Below are 15,825 nucleotides of genomic sequence, written 5' to 3' on the forward strand. Positions count from 1 at the left end.
ACAAATATATTGCTAGTTTTGTTGTTAAGGCAATATGTAGATGGGTGTTTTTATGGAAATGATTTCATATAACTCTTTCATATTTGCGTTATCGAGTGCAAATATCCCATATGTTGCTACCACTTGCACTCAAATTATCAAATATCTGTTGTAATGAGGTCAATAAGATATCAATACCAACAATACCGATTAATTGTCCATTTTTATGTATTGGCATAGCATAAGTAAGACTTGGTTCTCCTGTCACAGAATCTTTATACACTTCTGTTTGAAACAAACCATTGTTTTCTAGTGCACCAATATACCAGCTACGTTGTGTAACATTATAGCTATGTCCTTGACCGCCCCTTACACCAAAAAGAACTGATGTATTTGTAATATTATTTTCTATGATCTCACCTGTTGGCAAACCAATATAACTCGCAAGTAATCCAGCAGTAATCCTGTGCCCTCTTAACAATGGTCCAACATTAGCAATGATTTTTTCTTTAGAATCTAATTCCTCAAAAGGCATAGCCTCTATCATAGACACTAGTCCTTGAAGTGCCATGGTAGATCGAACATTAACATCTTGCAGCATTAAATCCACAGCATGTAATTGTTCGGCTTGTGCGTGTAAGGCATTCTTCATTGACACTTTTTCACTCATTAACATATTGCCCACACTTAACCCTAAAATTGCCACAGCGATAATCAAGCTAGCAATCAATGCTACCCTAGTCTTAACAGCTATATTCACAATCCTCTCCTTTAAGAACAAAATATATTTTTACATACTATAAACTCACTTTTTACAATAAATGCTTTTTGATTAGATGATGCATAATATTGTAAATAAATGGATAGTTTTTTATAGTTTGTATAATGAGGTGAGCTTGGATTATATAAAATAAATTTAATTTTTTTCAAAAAAATATTTATAAAACTCAAAAATTTAATGAATATGTTTCTATATTATACAATTTAATATAATTAAGTGCTTTTGTGTAACATATTATTGCGTATGAGCTTTTTGGTATATTGTTTTATTGGATGACTTTTGATGATTTATATTTATCAATTCCCAAGACATTATTTCACTTTATACAAAACCACAATGCTTACATATACATATAAGTTGCATTTCTAAAAAAATATTACAACTTTTTACCTATCTATCAAACATTATCTTAACATTGCTTTTTTATAGCACTTTCTTTATAGGGTTAAGAGAATAAAAATACTAAAATTGCGTGTAAGGTTCAGAATCTATACACAACACTTTTCAATCAATTATTTTTCAGGGTTTACTCTACCAAAAAGTCCTTCTATACAAATTACCAATACAACCTAATTGTCTTATTAATATTCTAAAAAAGTCTTCAGGCACAAAACATTTATTGCCATTAATGTGAATTAGAATATGATATTATCTGCTTCTTTTAGACGCTCTTGCTGTTCTATTTGTTCATAGTTAATACGTGAAGTATCTGTATAATAAATAGTCTCATCCCCAATTCTTTGTTGATAAACCCCATTTGGCGTTCTAAAGCTTCTTTGCATACCCGGATTAATCTCTAGAGCCCTCTGCATGAAGTCAGCAAATACAGGTGCAGAAATATTTCCACCATATGCACCACCGCCAATAGACATGTTATCATCTCTACCATACCATACTATTGCCTGTAAATCTGGCGTATAGCCGCAAAACCACACATCTCTTGATTGATTTGATGTTCCTGTTTTTCCTGCAACTTGTAAGCCATTGACCTTTGCACGATAACCTGTACCTTTTTGAACAGTGTTACGCAAAATTGATGTAATCAAAAATGCTTGTTGTGGTGTCGTCACGTTATGTTGCGTAGTTTGGAATAAAAATTCTTTTCCTTGAGGATCTATAATCTTTGCAACTACATAGGGTTTTACAATTGTACCTGCATTAGAAAAAAGACTATATTGCATGGCAGCTTTCATGGGTGACATAGATAGGCTACCAAGCACAACCGTTAAATCCCGCGGAAAATTCTCAAAACCAAAGGATTCTAATCCTGCATATAGGGCACCTTCAGTAATCTTTAAAGCAGTGTCAATAGCAGGAATGTTTAATGACTTTTCAAGTGCAGTCTGCATAGTAACAGGTCCCAAAAATTTACGCGTGTCATTATTTGGCTGCCATAGATTAGATCCACCACCAAATCTCTTTGGAGAATCTATTACAATTTCAGCTGGAGAGTAGCCCTTATCAAACGCAAGTTGATATACAAAGGGTTTCATGGTACTACCAAATTGCCTATTTGCTTGTGTGGCACGATTAAATGAACTCTTATTATGATCTATACCACCAACCATTGCTAAGACCTCACCAGTATGAGGATTTGTGACAACAATTGCTCCATTCAGTGTTGTCGCGCTTCGTGCTCTCAGTTCATCTACCTCAGAGTCCGTGAGCTTTGGCTTTTTCTGCCAACTTCTTACATTCTGTGCTCTCTCTACAATTCTATATTGAATATTCTCATATCCCTTTAACAAAGCAGCTCTTGCAGCTTCTTGGTAATCAAGATCTATAGTGAGATAAATCTTATATCCACCCGATTTTAAATTCCTAATATTTGATAATTCACGTAATGCCTCATCGACAACATATGGAGCTTTATTTTGTGTTAATGTCTGATTATATACCTTTGGGATTTCTTTTACTGCTTGATGGAACTCACTTTGTGAAATCCAACCAAGATCATACATGCGTTTTAATATAGCATTTGCACGATTGAGTGAGTTTTTTAAATGCCTAGTTGGATCGTATTTTACAGGAGATTTTGGCAATCCAACAAGCATTGCGATTTCTTTGAGTGTTAATTCGTCGAGATTTTTCTTAAAGTAACCAAGTGCCGCAGTCTTTATACCATAATATCCGTGCCCAAGAAAAATATAATTGAGATAACGTTCTAATATCTGTTCTTTAGTTAATACCTGCTCGGCACGAATAGAAAGTAAAAACTCTTTTAGTTTTCTGTCTAACGTTCTATCATTTGTCAAAAGCATATTTTTTACAAGTTGTTGCGTTAATGTGCTACCACCTTCCATATAACGCATATTAACCACGTTCTTAAAAATAGCACGCATAATGGCATCAAAATTCACACCATCATGTTCAAAAAACATTGTATCTTCAACTGCTAATAATGCTTCTATAACCCGACCAGGTATTTCATCATATTTTACATAGAATCTATATTCTTCATCAAAAAGATTTGCAACCAAACGACCTTTTGCATCAAAAACCTGTGTGACTTCATTTGGGTGATAATCAACCATAGCATGCACCTGTGGCGATAACTCTTTGTAAAGTTGATATCCATAGTAGCCAACTACGCATACTATAACCGCAGACAATGCGAGAAAGACATAAAAAAGTACACCAAAAACCCTAAAAACACCTTTAGCCTTTTTTGGTGTTTCATAAATGTCATCAAGCCGTGCTGCTGCCATTATCTCTAATCCCAACCATTTTTAGATTTTATAATGTCGTTCTGTGATCGCAAATAAGATAGCATATTTAAAATATATCAAAATGCTACATGTCATCGCGTAAAAGCCTTCAAGCTGTAGCCTATTCACGTTCCAAAGTATCTATGATGTTAAGTAACTTACAATTCTAATCTTTATTGGAGGTCATGATTGAGTAGCAACATTGTCACACTAAGATCTTAATAAAAGCACTTGCTTAACTATCCAGCTAAAGACACGACAAGCACTTCTAAAAGAACATGCCATCACACATCTTCACACTAGTTAAGTAACACACCCACTCAACTACTTAAATCTCTAAGAGTTAAAGACTTTGCATACAACCAAAGACATTCAGAGACGATGCTGCTCTACACCTACCCCACTATCTAAAAATTATCCCAAATGTAAAAACTTAATAATATAGAAAAATTACTTACTTTTCTTCTTTAAAGTTCTTAAAGTTGAAGCTGCTACTTTGATTCGAATAGAAGTGCCATCCTCAAGCTTTAAACGCATACTTCTAAGGTTTGGTAGGCTTCGTTTTTTTGTCTTATTATTTGCATGACTTACATTGCATCCCACCATAACACCTTTTCCAGTAATATCACATCTTCGCGCCATAAAATATCCTTAACTATCAAAATAAAGCTTTTATTCTATCGTATATAGTCTTATATATCGCTTAAACTACGCGGTCTTTTTATTCTTTTTTAACTCTTTCTCAAATTTCTTTCTCTTTAGTAATGACAATTTATCCACAAACAAAATTCCATTTAAATGATCCATTTCATGTTGCACAGCCACTGCCATAAAGCCACTAAAATTTTTTTCATGTATAACACCAAATCTATCTTGATACTTCACCTTTATTTGATCAAAACGGCTAACTTCTTCATAGAATCCAGGCACAGACAAACAACCCTCATTCCACAGAATCTCACCTTCTGTATGTAGAATAATAGGATTAATCATCTCAAGTAGATCTTCTTTATATTGTGTATTATCCTCTTCTCTTGGTATATTGACAATTAGAATTTTTAAAGGTTTTGCCACTTGGATTGCAGCTAATCCTACACCATTATGTGCTATCATAGTTTCATACATGGAATCTAAAAATTCATGCAATGAATCATCAAAAACTTGAACTTCCTGCGAAATTGTACGTAATATTTTATTTGGATAATGAATAATTTCTAGTACCATAAGAACACTCCAAATGCAAACTAAAACACAATTCTATCCAAAAATAACTTACATGTAAATGCAAAACAGATTCAATATATAACTTTGAACGGCTATAATATCGCTTTATTTTTATGATTGGAGTGATTATGATTGATACACATATCCATCTTGATTCTAAAGATTTTAGCAATGATCTTGCTTTAGTGTTAGATAGAGCAAAAAAAAATAATGTAGAATCTTTTATAATACCTGCCGCCTCTACGCATACACTAAATGATGCACAACAAATTGCAAATACTTATGATAATGTATATTATGCGGTGGGAATCCACCCTTGTCATGCTGATGAGATGTATTTAGATCTTGCAAATAAAACCCCAAATACGCATGTCTTAGAAACTCTGCAAGAATATATAAAATCATCAAAATGCAAAGCTATTGGAGAGTGTGGACTTGACTTTTATCATATTGAAAAAGATGATACGCAAGCAATAGATATGCAAATAGAAGTCTTTAATATGCAAATAGAATGGGCAATAAAATATGATTTACCTTTAATCTTACATGTAAGAGATTCTAAAGATGATTATAAAGCAAGCATGGAAGTAGCAAAGATTCTCTCTCATTATATAAAAACAGGCAATAAGATTCGCGGGGTTTTTCATTGTTATAATGCATGTGAAGTGTTGCTTGATTTTTCAGAATATTTTTATTATGGTATCGGAGGTATTATTACTTTTAAAAATGCTCATGATTTACTCTCTGTAACACCAAAAATTCCGCTATCAAAAATTGTACTAGAGACAGATGCCCCATATCTTGCCCCTACACCACATAGAGGAAAAAGAAATGAATCAAGCTTTCTTATACATGTCGCAAACAAGCTTAGCGAGATTCTAAACCTCACGACTAATGAGATTATAAACCTTACTACAAATAATGCAAAAAATTTGTTTAGAATCTAAGATATTGGTTTTTAGCAAGAAACAAAAAAGGTTGTGCACATTAGGGACTACAATAACTAAAGATTTAAATCAATAAAATAGTAAAATTAGAGAAAATTTTGAGTGAAGTTGTATCTAAATGGTATTGGTCTTATATAAGGCTTGAGAAATAGCAAGTAAGTCATATATTAGCACTAGTATATAATAAATACCATTCTTCTTTATATGCTTAAGAAAAAAGTAGAAAATTGTAAATACAATGAAGTAATAACTATAGGATTTGAAGATAGAGGTGAATAAAATTTCACTTTATATAATAAATTTTATGCTTTATAGCACGCACCACATTAAGCTATATTTGTAATGTTTTTCGCTTATAATATAACTTAAAGATTCTTGAATATTTCTTACAAATTATATACAAAAATCTTTTTAGGTATTTTTGCATGTGCTATTAAGGCAGTTTTGTGAGTGTTAAGTGTATATAAAATGCAGACTATATCCAAAAAAAGAATCCAATGATTAAGGGTTAAAAAACATGAAAGGTTTAAGTTCCTCTGCATTTTATATAATTATAACTTTATAAAATTGCATATATATATCATAAAGAAAGATTTTCTGCAATTAACTCCAAAGGATGCCTAAAGGCTACATTGACTTTATTTCGTGCCATAGAGTCATCTATTTGCATACGACATGCACTACATTCCGCACTTACAATATCTGCTCCACTTTGTTGGATATTTACCGCCTTTTTATCACCAACAGACTTTGCAAGATCATATTTCTCACTTTGGATTGTAACTCCGCCAAAACCACAACATACATTGTAGTCTTTCATTTCCTTTAATTTAAAGTTTTGTAAAAGTTGTCTAGGCTCTTTATAAATCTGTAGCACCTTTCTAGCATGACATGGATCATGATAAGTTATGCTCCTATCCTCTTTTTTAGAATCTTGCAATAGCTCATTTAAATGTGTGTGATCATGCAACCATTTACTTGCCATATGTGTTTTTTTCTCTAGAATCTTTAACTTTGCGATATATTCACTATTGTCATTACCATACACTTCACTTTCGATCTCTAGTGCATTATGCCAATCATGTAAAAGCATAGCAGCACAAGTAGCCTCTGGTATAAGCAATGCTTCTAAATCTTCAAGTAATGGTAAAAGATAGTTGAGATTTTTTTTGATAAGTTTGGTAGTATTGCGAATATCGCCGCTAAAGAATGCGGGTGCACCACAGCATTCTTGCTTTTTTGGCACAAGCACATCAATACCCAGTTTATCTAAAATCTTTAATAAACTCACGCCAACATTTTTATAGTTATAATTGCTTAAACAACCTATATAAATACCCACTTTGCGTTTTCTATCATTTTGTTTTTGTCTTGATTCTATGAGCCCATTATGACTTTGCAAAAAGCTTTTTGCATTCAATGGCATGATAGCCCTATCACCTATCTTTGGGATTTTAAAACGCATTTTTTTAAATCCATCTTGTGTTTTAAATAAACATGGATTAAAGTAATAGCCCATTGAAAAGACTATATTTAGAACACTTCTTTTACCAAGTAGATAGAACATGATTTTTTTATAAAGTGGGATTCCATATTGTTTAGCAATATCTACACGGGTTCTCTGTATTACCACATCAACAGGTAAATGCATAGGACATTGCTCTACACATGTTGTGCAAAGAAAACATGATTCTATGGAATCTTTTAATTGTTTATCAAGCAATAGTCGCCCTTTTGCATACGCATTTGCTAAGTCGAGATAACCCCGTGGCGATGTAATCTCATCTCTATTTACTCCATAAATTGTGCATGTTGGCACACATTTTGCACACTTGACGCAACTCATTGCACTTTTTTCTAAAATGCTTGGGTGTTTTGTTTGAGTATTTGTATTTATTTGATTGAACTTCCTTATTTCATTTTGGCTTGACACATACTTCCCTTTGTATTTAAATGTGTGGATTCTAAAATATTTTAGTTAATATGCTATTGAGTGAGAAAATATTCATTGGGATTTTATAACCATAAAAACATATATAATGTAATTTATTGTTCTAAAAACTTTTTGACATGCTCTACTATAATTTTTTCGAGTTAGAATTTAATCATATTGGAAAGAGTATTCTACACAACATAATTTCTCTATCATATTAGATAAATTGATAAAAACTAAGCAAAATTACTAATAACATATCGCTACCAATAACATATCTAGGTGGTTTCTAAAAAGCATGAAAGATTCTTACTTTGCATTTTACTATGATGTATAAAATAAAAGATAACATATTAAGCATAGTGTGTGTTTATTATTTTGTCCAAGCAAGTCTATATCAATGGGCTTTATATTACTACATCCTTAGTCACACTAGGATATATATTTAACCAAAAATCAAAATTGTTTTTATAAAACTTATTACTTATATTTACATATATTATAGGAGTATTGCAATAGATCTAAATATTCTTTTGTGTTTATTGTCTGTGTCTCTTTTATAAAACATGAATTATTGAATGCAAATATACGAAAAAGTTTGCACTATTTAGATTCTAAAAACAGCAAAGATGTATAATAATGCTCGATTTAATTTGAGTGAGAGGAAGTTTATGTGTTTTCAGCATCAGCATGGGATTTATAGAATTTTATTCATACTTACAGGCTTTGCATGTATGCTAAATACTATTGGATATGCAAGTGAGATTTCTGCCTATAATAAACACCACATTGCATTATCAAGCGATAATGATGTTTATTTTGAGCCCACAAACTATGATAGATATTATACAGCAGGGCATAATCTTAGTTATACATCAAAAGAGTGGCAAAATAGCCCACTTCAATCTTTGGCTTTATTCTCTAGACTTTTTAAAAAAGATCTAGCAAGTTCTTTTAGTATTGGGTTGGGGCAAGAGATTTATACACCCGCGGCACGTTTTGCAGTACATCCACCTGCAGATGATGCACCTTATGCTGGTTATCTTTACTTAAATACTATGATACAAAATCGCACAAGTAATTTTTTAGAACAACTTGAATTAAATATTGGTATGGTAGGTAAAGCTGCACTAGGTAAAGAAGCACAAGATCTAATACATGCACTAGTGCATTATTATCCATTGGCTGGTTGGGATCATCAAATCAAAAATGAATTTATACTGAATGCATATTATAAAGCAATGTATCGTGTTGATATTGTCCCAAATATTTTTGATATACTGCCTTATGGTGTAATAGCGCTTGGTAATGCAAATACACACTTAGAACTTGGTGCAAAAATGCGTATTGGCTATGGATTGCATGGTGATTTTGGAATCCAAAAAGCAACTTCAAACCATATAGGTACAACAAGTCTAAATGATAATCTTAGATTCTATGTCATGCTGGGTATTGCCGAGCGTTTTATAGGAAGAAATATTTTTATACAAGGAAATTCTTTTGGCGGATTCCAAACAGAACTTGATATGGCAAGATTAATGTATGAAGCAGAGATTGGTGCGTTGATAGCTTGGAAGGGTATATCTCTAGCCTATGTGTATTCATACAAGCAAAAAGAATTTAGCACACAATTACTTGATTCTAACTATGCAACATTGCGTTTAGAGATAAGCTTTTAATTGATTTATAATGAATCCCTGCATGACACAATGTAAGATAAATATGCAAATTTAACAAACTTCAGTGCGATGAGGGCTATTAAATCCTACTTTATCGCTTCATGAGAGTGTATATTGTAATAATTTACAATATGCTTAGATAAATAGAATCTAAAAGCCTCATAACATTTACGCATGTAAGATATTCTTATTTCTTGCGAGATTATTTCTTATCTAAAGATTTTTAATACTACCGATCGTGTGTATACATAACCTTAAATCAGAAATAGTCAATAAAGAATCTTCCATAATGATTATTGTAGGCATATTGATAAGACAATTTATATACAATATCGCTTTAGTGTTTATATTATATAATCGCCTTGATCTTATTTGAATTTAAGTCTACAAAAACTTTTTGTAATACCAAATTAATGCAAATTATAGAATCTCATTTATTGTAAGACATATTATAATGCAATAAAGCTCTTATAAGGCAGAGGCACGGCACAAGACGTTGTTTAAATGCGATATAGATTCTAATATATCCTCATATTTCCATCAAAGCTTTGTGGCACTGCATCACCTTGGGGATTTGTATTTGTCTCCTTGGCATTTTTTGGCATATTATCTTCCACATTAATTCCATCTGGTGTGGCTGGTGGTGGTGCATTTGGTGGGACTGGTTTTTTATTAGGGAAGTATTTTATAAGCTTAGTAAGCTCTGCGGCTTTGTCTGGTTGCATTTGTGCAAGAATATTCCCCATTTGATTTGGTTTCAAGCTTAATAAAATCATAACCGCATCATCTTCTGGCATAGCCGCTAAAATTGGTGCAGCTTTATTATCTTTCATCTTTGCGTAGCTTTCAGCTAATTTTGTATCCTTCGCACCTGTAATTTGCTTTAAAATTTCTTCATTTTGTGCTAATAATCTTTTTGCCTCATTAAGTCGTGCTTCACTTTCTGCTGCTTTTTTTGCTTCTTCGTCTCGCATATCAGCATACATTTTTTTTAATGCACTTTCCTTTAATTTCACCTGCTCTTCTTTTTCTTTCAAAAGCTTTGTATTTTCTGTGGTTAGAATCTGTAGGGTGCTTTGTTGTTGTTGTAATTGCAAAAGACTTGTTGCAAGCTCCTGTTTTCTTGCCTCAAAAATTGCATCACATTGTTTTGCAAGTTGTTGTGCCGCCTCGGGATCAAAACTCGCACTAGCCGCTAGAGACTGCGTTTTTGCCACATTTTTTTCTTCCTTGCTATCTGCAAACACATTTATACATAGACAGCTAACAATAACGCTTCCTAAAAAGACCCTTTTCATTACCATATCCTCACACAATAATTTGTTTATGCCGATTTACAAAATACCACAATATTTAGATTCCATAAAACATTTTCAACTCTATAATCATCAATGTAAATAACATGAAATTTAGATCGTACTATACCACTCTGCACTAACTTTTAGCAAAAATCTCATATTGTTTAGGACAAAATGTCAAGCAAAGAGATACGAAAAAATCAGTAAATCTAGCAGTAATCACTATTTTTATTTCACCTAATTCCAAAATAGCATATACATAAACCTAAATCTCAAATACCAAGGTTTCATACCCCAAGTGCTTCTCGCAAGGCATCTTCTATTTCCGTAGGGTTTGATTTTGTGATAAAGGCATTTGCTTTTAAACTTTGTGCTTTCTCAATATTAGAATCATTACTCATTGATGAATTAACAATGACAGGCATAGTCTTTGTATCTTCATGCTCTCGTATATGTTTTAATACCTCAAAGCCTGAAATTAATGGCATTTCAAGATCAGTCACAACCGCACCAACAGTCTTTGCAATACCAGGCATGTAAAGATACTCAAGCAAAGCCTTACCATTTGGAAAAGTAAAATAGCGTAGTTGCAGTTTTTCCATGATGATTTGAAGTGATTTCTGTGCAGGTTTAGAATCCTCTGCTAACAATATGACCTTATCGCTCTCAATAGCTTTCAACCCTTCAAGTTCTAATTCATGCGATAGCTCTAGTGAGGGAAATGCATCAGTAAGCATACGTTCAACATCCATAATCTGCACAACTGTACCATCATCAAATTTTGTGGTTGCTGTAATCTTATTGCTACCATCAAAACCATACTCACTACCTACAATTACAGAATCCCAACTCCGCTGAATAATACGTTTTACACTCAATATCCTAAGCCCAACAGTGCATTGCGAGAAATTACATAAAATAACAAGATTTTTTTGGCTCTGAATGGAATACTCTTTGAGATCTCGCTTTGGTTCTTGTGCATTAAAATAGAGCCATCTACGCATGTCAACAAGCGGAATACTCTCTCCTCTCACGGTTAAAAATCCAAGTACTATGCCTTCGTTTTCTCCCGCGGTCTCTGTTAGTTCTCCATCATAATAAATTATCTCTCGAATCTTAAAAACATTCATAGCATAGAGTTGAATATCTTGCTCATTTCTTGTGTCTTCTAAGGTAAAGCAAAGAAATTGTGCCTCATTATTTAGATGGAGTGAAGTCGTTTTATCAATATCGCTTATCACAACAAAGCTCCTAACTTTTTTATTCGTTGTTGTTATTTTAACAAAAAAAATCTTTTATCAATACATTTTATATCATTATTTTGTTATAATTGTCCTTTTACACATAATGTTATATTCATAGTTGCTAAAGGGTATTTCTCAATGATTGATGTTAAGCTGTTATTACAAGATTTTGATTATGTAGCACAGAATCTTGCCAATAGGAATATAGAAAAATCATTGCTTGATGTGTTGCAAAAGAGTGCAAGCAATTTGAAGCAGCAAAAAAATATTGCAGAAACTATGCAGGCAGAACAAAATAAGCTTTCACGAGAATATGGCGAACTTATGCGACAAAAAGTGGATTCAAATCGCTTACAAGGCGACAAAGAAAAGCTTGACACATTAAAGAAAAAAGTGCAAGAAGAGGTAGCAAAGGTTAGCCAAGCAGAAAAAGAATTACAAGAATTGCTACTTAAGATACCAAACCTTTTGGGTAAAGAGACGCCAATAGGTAAAGATGAAAATGATAATGTTGTAATTAAGCATGTTTTAGAACCAAGAAAGTTTGATTTTATACCAAGGGAGCATTGGGAGCTTGCAGAAGCAAATAAATGGATTGACTTTGAAGCAGGAGTAAAACTTGCAAAGAGTAGGTTTTCTGTACTTCGTGGTTATGCTGCGAGATTAAACCATGCTTTAATCTCCTATATGCTTGATTTTAATTATAAAAATGGTTTTGAGGTATGCAATGTGCCTGTTATCGTCAATGAAAGAGCAATGATTGGAACTGGGCAATTACCAAAATTTGCAGATGATGTGTTTCGTATTGAGTCTATAAATGATGATACGGATAGTAACATAGAATCAAATAAAGGACATGATCTCTATCTTATTTCTACTTCAGAGATTTCTCTAACAAATCTTTATCAGGACATGATTTTAGCTGAGCAGGATTTGCCTATTATGATGACTGCTTACACTCCTTGTTTTCGAAAAGAGGCAGGAAGTGCAGGAAGAGATACGCGTGGTATTATACGGCAGCATCAGTTTGACAAGGTTGAGCTCGTGGCAATTACTACACCAGAACAAAGCGAGTCTATGCAACAAAGAATGGTAGATAATGTCTCAAAACTCTTAGAATCATTGGAATTGCCACACAGATTAGTGCAACTTTGCAGCGGTGATATAGGCTTTTCTGCATCCAATACAATCGATTTAGAAGTGTGGTTGCCAGGACAAAAGTGTTATCGTGAGATTAGCTCTGTATCAAATTGCACTGATTTTCAAGCACGTCGAGCTAAGATAAGATACAAGAAAGCAGGTAAAAATACGCTTACGCATACATTAAATGGATCGAGTTTAGCTGTAGGCAGAACTCTTGTTGCTATTATGGAAAATTTTCAACGTGCTGATGGTAGCATTGGTATACCTAAAGTATTGGAAAAATATCTTTAGATTCTATATACAAAGTTTATTTAGGGACAAGGAATGGCAGAAGAGCAAAAAAAACAAGAAGATACAGCGGCTGAAGATCTAGCAACACAAGATGATATAAAAGGCTCTGATAATTCTGATGAAAATACAGAATCTAAAGCTAATGAGAAAAGAAAAAAGCCTAACAAGATTATGGCATTTTTTACGCCATTGGAAAACTTTGCTAGAGATAATGTAAAAGATATTCCGCTTATACGTAATGTTGATGAAAAACTTGGGGTCACAGCAAAACGTATTTTGCTTGTTGTATTATTATTGCTTTTTGTGTTGTTGCTTGTTATGTTACTTGTAAGTGCTTTTAAACCAAAACAAGATTCTGAAGCAGAGCAAAAAAATGCTACTCAAAAAACATATCAAACAGATGCTAACAATCAAAATACAAATGGTGCTAACATGCAGGAGAGTGAGGGCACAGACAATCAAGGCAAGGTTATTTTACCAAGCATTCCAGAAGTGACAACAAAGCCTCCAGTTGTAGATAACAAGAATCTTGAAAATTTGATTCAAAAAGCTGATATGCTTTATAAAACAGGTGATAAGCAAGAAGCCCTCATGTTGTTTAATCAAATTGCCACGTATGCAAAAGCCATTGCAAATTATAATTTAGGTGTAATTAATGCTAAATCAAAGGATTATCAAAAAAGTATTGAATATTATGATAAGGCTATTTCAGCAGGTGAAGATGTCGCATTGAGTGCAATTAATGCAGCAGTGAGTGCCTTTAGGTTAGGCGATATGAATAAATATCAATATTATATCAATATTGCAAACACTTATGCTAATCAAATCAGCAATCTCCCACCATATGCATATTCCTACGCTCTAAACCAATACTATCAAGGGCAATATTTTGAAGCACTATCACCACTTAACCATGACACAAACACACACTTTGATAAAGATAGTAAGAGATTGGCAGCAAAAATTTATACGCTTTTTAATGATAATGTGCAAGCCTATGATAATTTAAAGGCAGTGGCAGAAAAGCAAGATGAGCTTGCATTGGGGCAATTATTAGCAAGACAAGGTAGTCTTAATGCTGCAAGAGCACATGTGCATAACTATCTTATTCAATATCCAGATGATTGGCATGCAAAAATGACAATGCAACTCATTAACTTAAAATTGGGTGATTTTATAGAAGCAGCACGCATTATTGATGAATTTGGTGGCGAAAAAACAGAAAAAAATATTATAAATCCCTATCCTATTCAAGCACGAGTTTCTCCTAGTGTTTTTAACGTGCAAATAGCACAGGAAGAGTTTTGGAATAGAACATTTGAGCATTCAAATCTTTTAACAAGTAAAATTTTGTTTTATTATGCTCCTTATCGTGTTTTTAACGTGAATGAAGCATTAAGTATCATTTCTGATGGTGTGTTGGATTCTAAAATCAACCTTGGGAATCTTGAAGAAAGTCACGCAATATTGGTACGAGGAGCCACTATCTCAAATATCAATACAAGCATAGCACAATCCTTGCGTAAAATCAATGAGAATGATTTACGTGGGGCATTAGCAATGATTCAGCATGATGTTGATGAGAATCCAAATCATGCAGTTTTACATTACAATGCAGGACTTATTTATGCTCAGGTTGGTGATTTTGCAAATGCTTATAAGCATTTTTTACGTGCATATCATCTTGATATGACAGACGTGCAAGCAGGTGCATTTGCTATGGTTACTGGTAAGCTTGTGTATAAAGATATAAGCACATTAAATGTGAATCTAGGACAGAGTATAGCTGATAGTAAAATGCCAAGCGAACAGCTTTCGTTATTTAGTAGAATTAAAGAGTGGGTAAATAACCCAAATAATATGGGCGTTTATATACCTGATGCAAATGATAAAAGAGCTATAGCTCTTGCGTTTCAATCAATTAGTGCTATACATATGAGAGACACAAAGAATATTGTTGCTGGATTTGAACGCCTGAAATATTATCAATCAAATGACATTGTGTCAAATATCTTGCTCGATTTAGCTAGAAATTATGGCACAAATGTAAAAAATTCGTCACTGAATATGCAGTATCTCTTTAGAGAAGATAATATGAATCTAGATAATGTCTTTTATGGTCCAAATCTAGCTCGAGAACTTTATATTTATGTCGGTTTTATAACTGGAAATCTCGAGAAAGAGAAAAAGCTATTAAATCATAAGTTAAGCACACAGACCAAAAATCCCAATGGTTTATTACAAGCTTTAGGGCTTTTAAATATTTATCAGCAAAATTTTGAGGAAAGTTATGCCATTTATGATCGACTTATTAATGGTTTAAAGGAAGATGATAGCTATACTCGCTATTTAGGTGCTGTAGCAGCCATTGGTGCAGGACATAAGAATGCTGCAAGTCTCTTATTGCAATTATCAAAAATGGATTCTAGCGTAAATTATGAAAGTCGTTTTGCTTTAGGCGTACTCTACCAAGAAGCAGAAAATTATAATGCAGCAGCACAGCATTATAATAGTATTGCAAACCATGGATTTAAATCGGAATTTATTGATTTTACTATTAATGATTTAAAAGTCAATACTCCAAAATAAGGGGTTAGT

Annotated in this window: 11 protein-coding genes; 4 read left to right on the top strand and 7 right to left on the bottom strand. The window is 33.0% G+C overall.

Annotation, left to right across the window (positions count from 1 at the left end; genetic code table 11):
* Positions 1–88: 88 nt before the first annotated feature.
* From LS81_RS02590 to def, 4 genes are all read right to left on the bottom strand, one after another.
* Complete coding sequence (locus LS81_RS02590) at positions 89–739, bottom strand: cache domain-containing protein (RefSeq protein WP_034346762.1); 651 nt, start codon at positions 737–739, stop codon at positions 89–91.
* A gap of 656 nt (positions 740–1,395) precedes the next feature.
* The gene (locus LS81_RS02595) at positions 1,396–3,468 is read right to left on the bottom strand and encodes a penicillin-binding protein 1A (protein ID WP_034346763.1); all 2,073 of its coding nucleotides are present in this window, start codon (positions 3,466–3,468) and stop codon (positions 1,396–1,398) included.
* A 450-nt stretch (positions 3,469–3,918) separates the two neighbouring features.
* Positions 3,919–4,110 (bottom strand): 50S ribosomal protein L28, encoded by a 192-nt coding sequence (rpmB, locus tag LS81_RS02600; protein ID WP_004087777.1) that lies wholly within the window; start codon positions 4,108–4,110, stop codon positions 3,919–3,921.
* Between the two features lie 66 nt (positions 4,111–4,176).
* Positions 4,177–4,692 carry a peptide deformylase gene (gene def, locus LS81_RS02605; protein ID WP_034346765.1) on the bottom strand — a complete coding sequence of 172 codons (516 nt, stop codon included), beginning with the start codon at positions 4,690–4,692 and terminating at the stop codon, positions 4,177–4,179.
* Between the two features lie 128 nt (positions 4,693–4,820).
* Here def and LS81_RS02610 point away from each other — a divergent pair, with 128 nt between their 5' ends.
* Positions 4,821–5,639, top strand: a complete 819-nt coding sequence (locus LS81_RS02610; protein WP_034346766.1) for a TatD family hydrolase — start codon at positions 4,821–4,823, stop codon at positions 5,637–5,639.
* Between the two features lie 580 nt (positions 5,640–6,219).
* On the opposite strand, the gene LS81_RS02615 is transcribed toward LS81_RS02610, so the two are convergent.
* Positions 6,220–7,572: a (Fe-S)-binding protein gene (locus tag LS81_RS02615; protein WP_052096569.1), complete on the bottom strand. Its 1,353-nt coding sequence runs from the start codon at positions 7,570–7,572 to the stop codon at positions 6,220–6,222.
* Positions 7,573–8,243: 671 nt separating this feature from the next.
* Here LS81_RS02615 and LS81_RS02620 point away from each other — a divergent pair.
* The gene (locus LS81_RS02620) at positions 8,244–9,251 is read left to right on the top strand and encodes a lipid A deacylase LpxR family protein (RefSeq protein WP_034346767.1); all 1,008 of its coding nucleotides are present in this window, start codon (positions 8,244–8,246) and stop codon (positions 9,249–9,251) included.
* A 518-nt stretch (positions 9,252–9,769) separates the two neighbouring features.
* Here LS81_RS02620 and LS81_RS02625 read toward each other — a convergent pair.
* Together LS81_RS02625 and LS81_RS02630 are read right to left on the bottom strand one after the other, a co-directional pair.
* A complete protein-coding gene (locus LS81_RS02625; protein WP_034320939.1) occupies positions 9,770–10,549 on the bottom strand; it encodes a MotE family protein in 780 nt (259 codons plus the stop codon).
* A 287-nt stretch (positions 10,550–10,836) separates the two neighbouring features.
* The gene (locus LS81_RS02630) at positions 10,837–11,790 is read right to left on the bottom strand and encodes a chemotaxis protein (protein WP_034320942.1); all 954 of its coding nucleotides are present in this window, start codon (positions 11,788–11,790) and stop codon (positions 10,837–10,839) included.
* Between the two features lie 141 nt (positions 11,791–11,931).
* Here LS81_RS02630 and serS point away from each other — a divergent pair, with 141 nt between their 5' ends.
* Together serS and LS81_RS02640 are read left to right on the top strand one after the other, a co-directional pair.
* Positions 11,932–13,227: a serine--tRNA ligase gene (serS, locus tag LS81_RS02635; RefSeq protein ID WP_034346769.1), complete on the top strand. Its 1,296-nt coding sequence runs from the start codon at positions 11,932–11,934 to the stop codon at positions 13,225–13,227.
* A 33-nt stretch (positions 13,228–13,260) separates the two neighbouring features.
* A complete protein-coding gene (locus tag LS81_RS02640) occupies positions 13,261–15,816 on the top strand; it encodes a tetratricopeptide repeat protein (protein WP_034346770.1) in 2,556 nt (851 codons plus the stop codon).
* Positions 15,817–15,825 lie beyond the last annotated feature (9 nt).

The sequence above is a fragment of the Helicobacter trogontum genome, assembly GCF_000765905.2.
Taxonomy (GTDB): Bacteria; Campylobacterota; Campylobacteria; order Campylobacterales; family Helicobacteraceae; genus Helicobacter_A; species Helicobacter_A trogontum.

Coding starts and splice junctions, on each gene's coding strand:
- LS81_RS02595 (WP_034346763.1), bottom strand. CDS start 3,468: ATGGCAGCAGCACGGCTTGATGACATTTATGAAACACCAAAAAAGGCT.
- rpmB (WP_004087777.1), bottom strand. CDS start 4,110: ATGGCGCGAAGATGTGATATTACTGGAAAAGGTGTTATGGTGGGATGC.
- def (WP_034346765.1), bottom strand. CDS start 4,692: ATGGTACTAGAAATTATTCATTATCCAAATAAAATATTACGTACAATT.
- LS81_RS02610 (WP_034346766.1), top strand. CDS start 4,821: ATGATTGATACACATATCCATCTTGATTCTAAAGATTTTAGCAATGAT.
- LS81_RS02620 (WP_034346767.1), top strand. CDS start 8,244: ATGTGTTTTCAGCATCAGCATGGGATTTATAGAATTTTATTCATACTT.
- LS81_RS02625 (WP_034320939.1), bottom strand. CDS start 10,549: ATGAAAAGGGTCTTTTTAGGAAGCGTTATTGTTAGCTGTCTATGTATA.
- serS (WP_034346769.1), top strand. CDS start 11,932: ATGATTGATGTTAAGCTGTTATTACAAGATTTTGATTATGTAGCACAG.
- LS81_RS02640 (WP_034346770.1), top strand. CDS start 13,261: ATGGCAGAAGAGCAAAAAAAACAAGAAGATACAGCGGCTGAAGATCTA.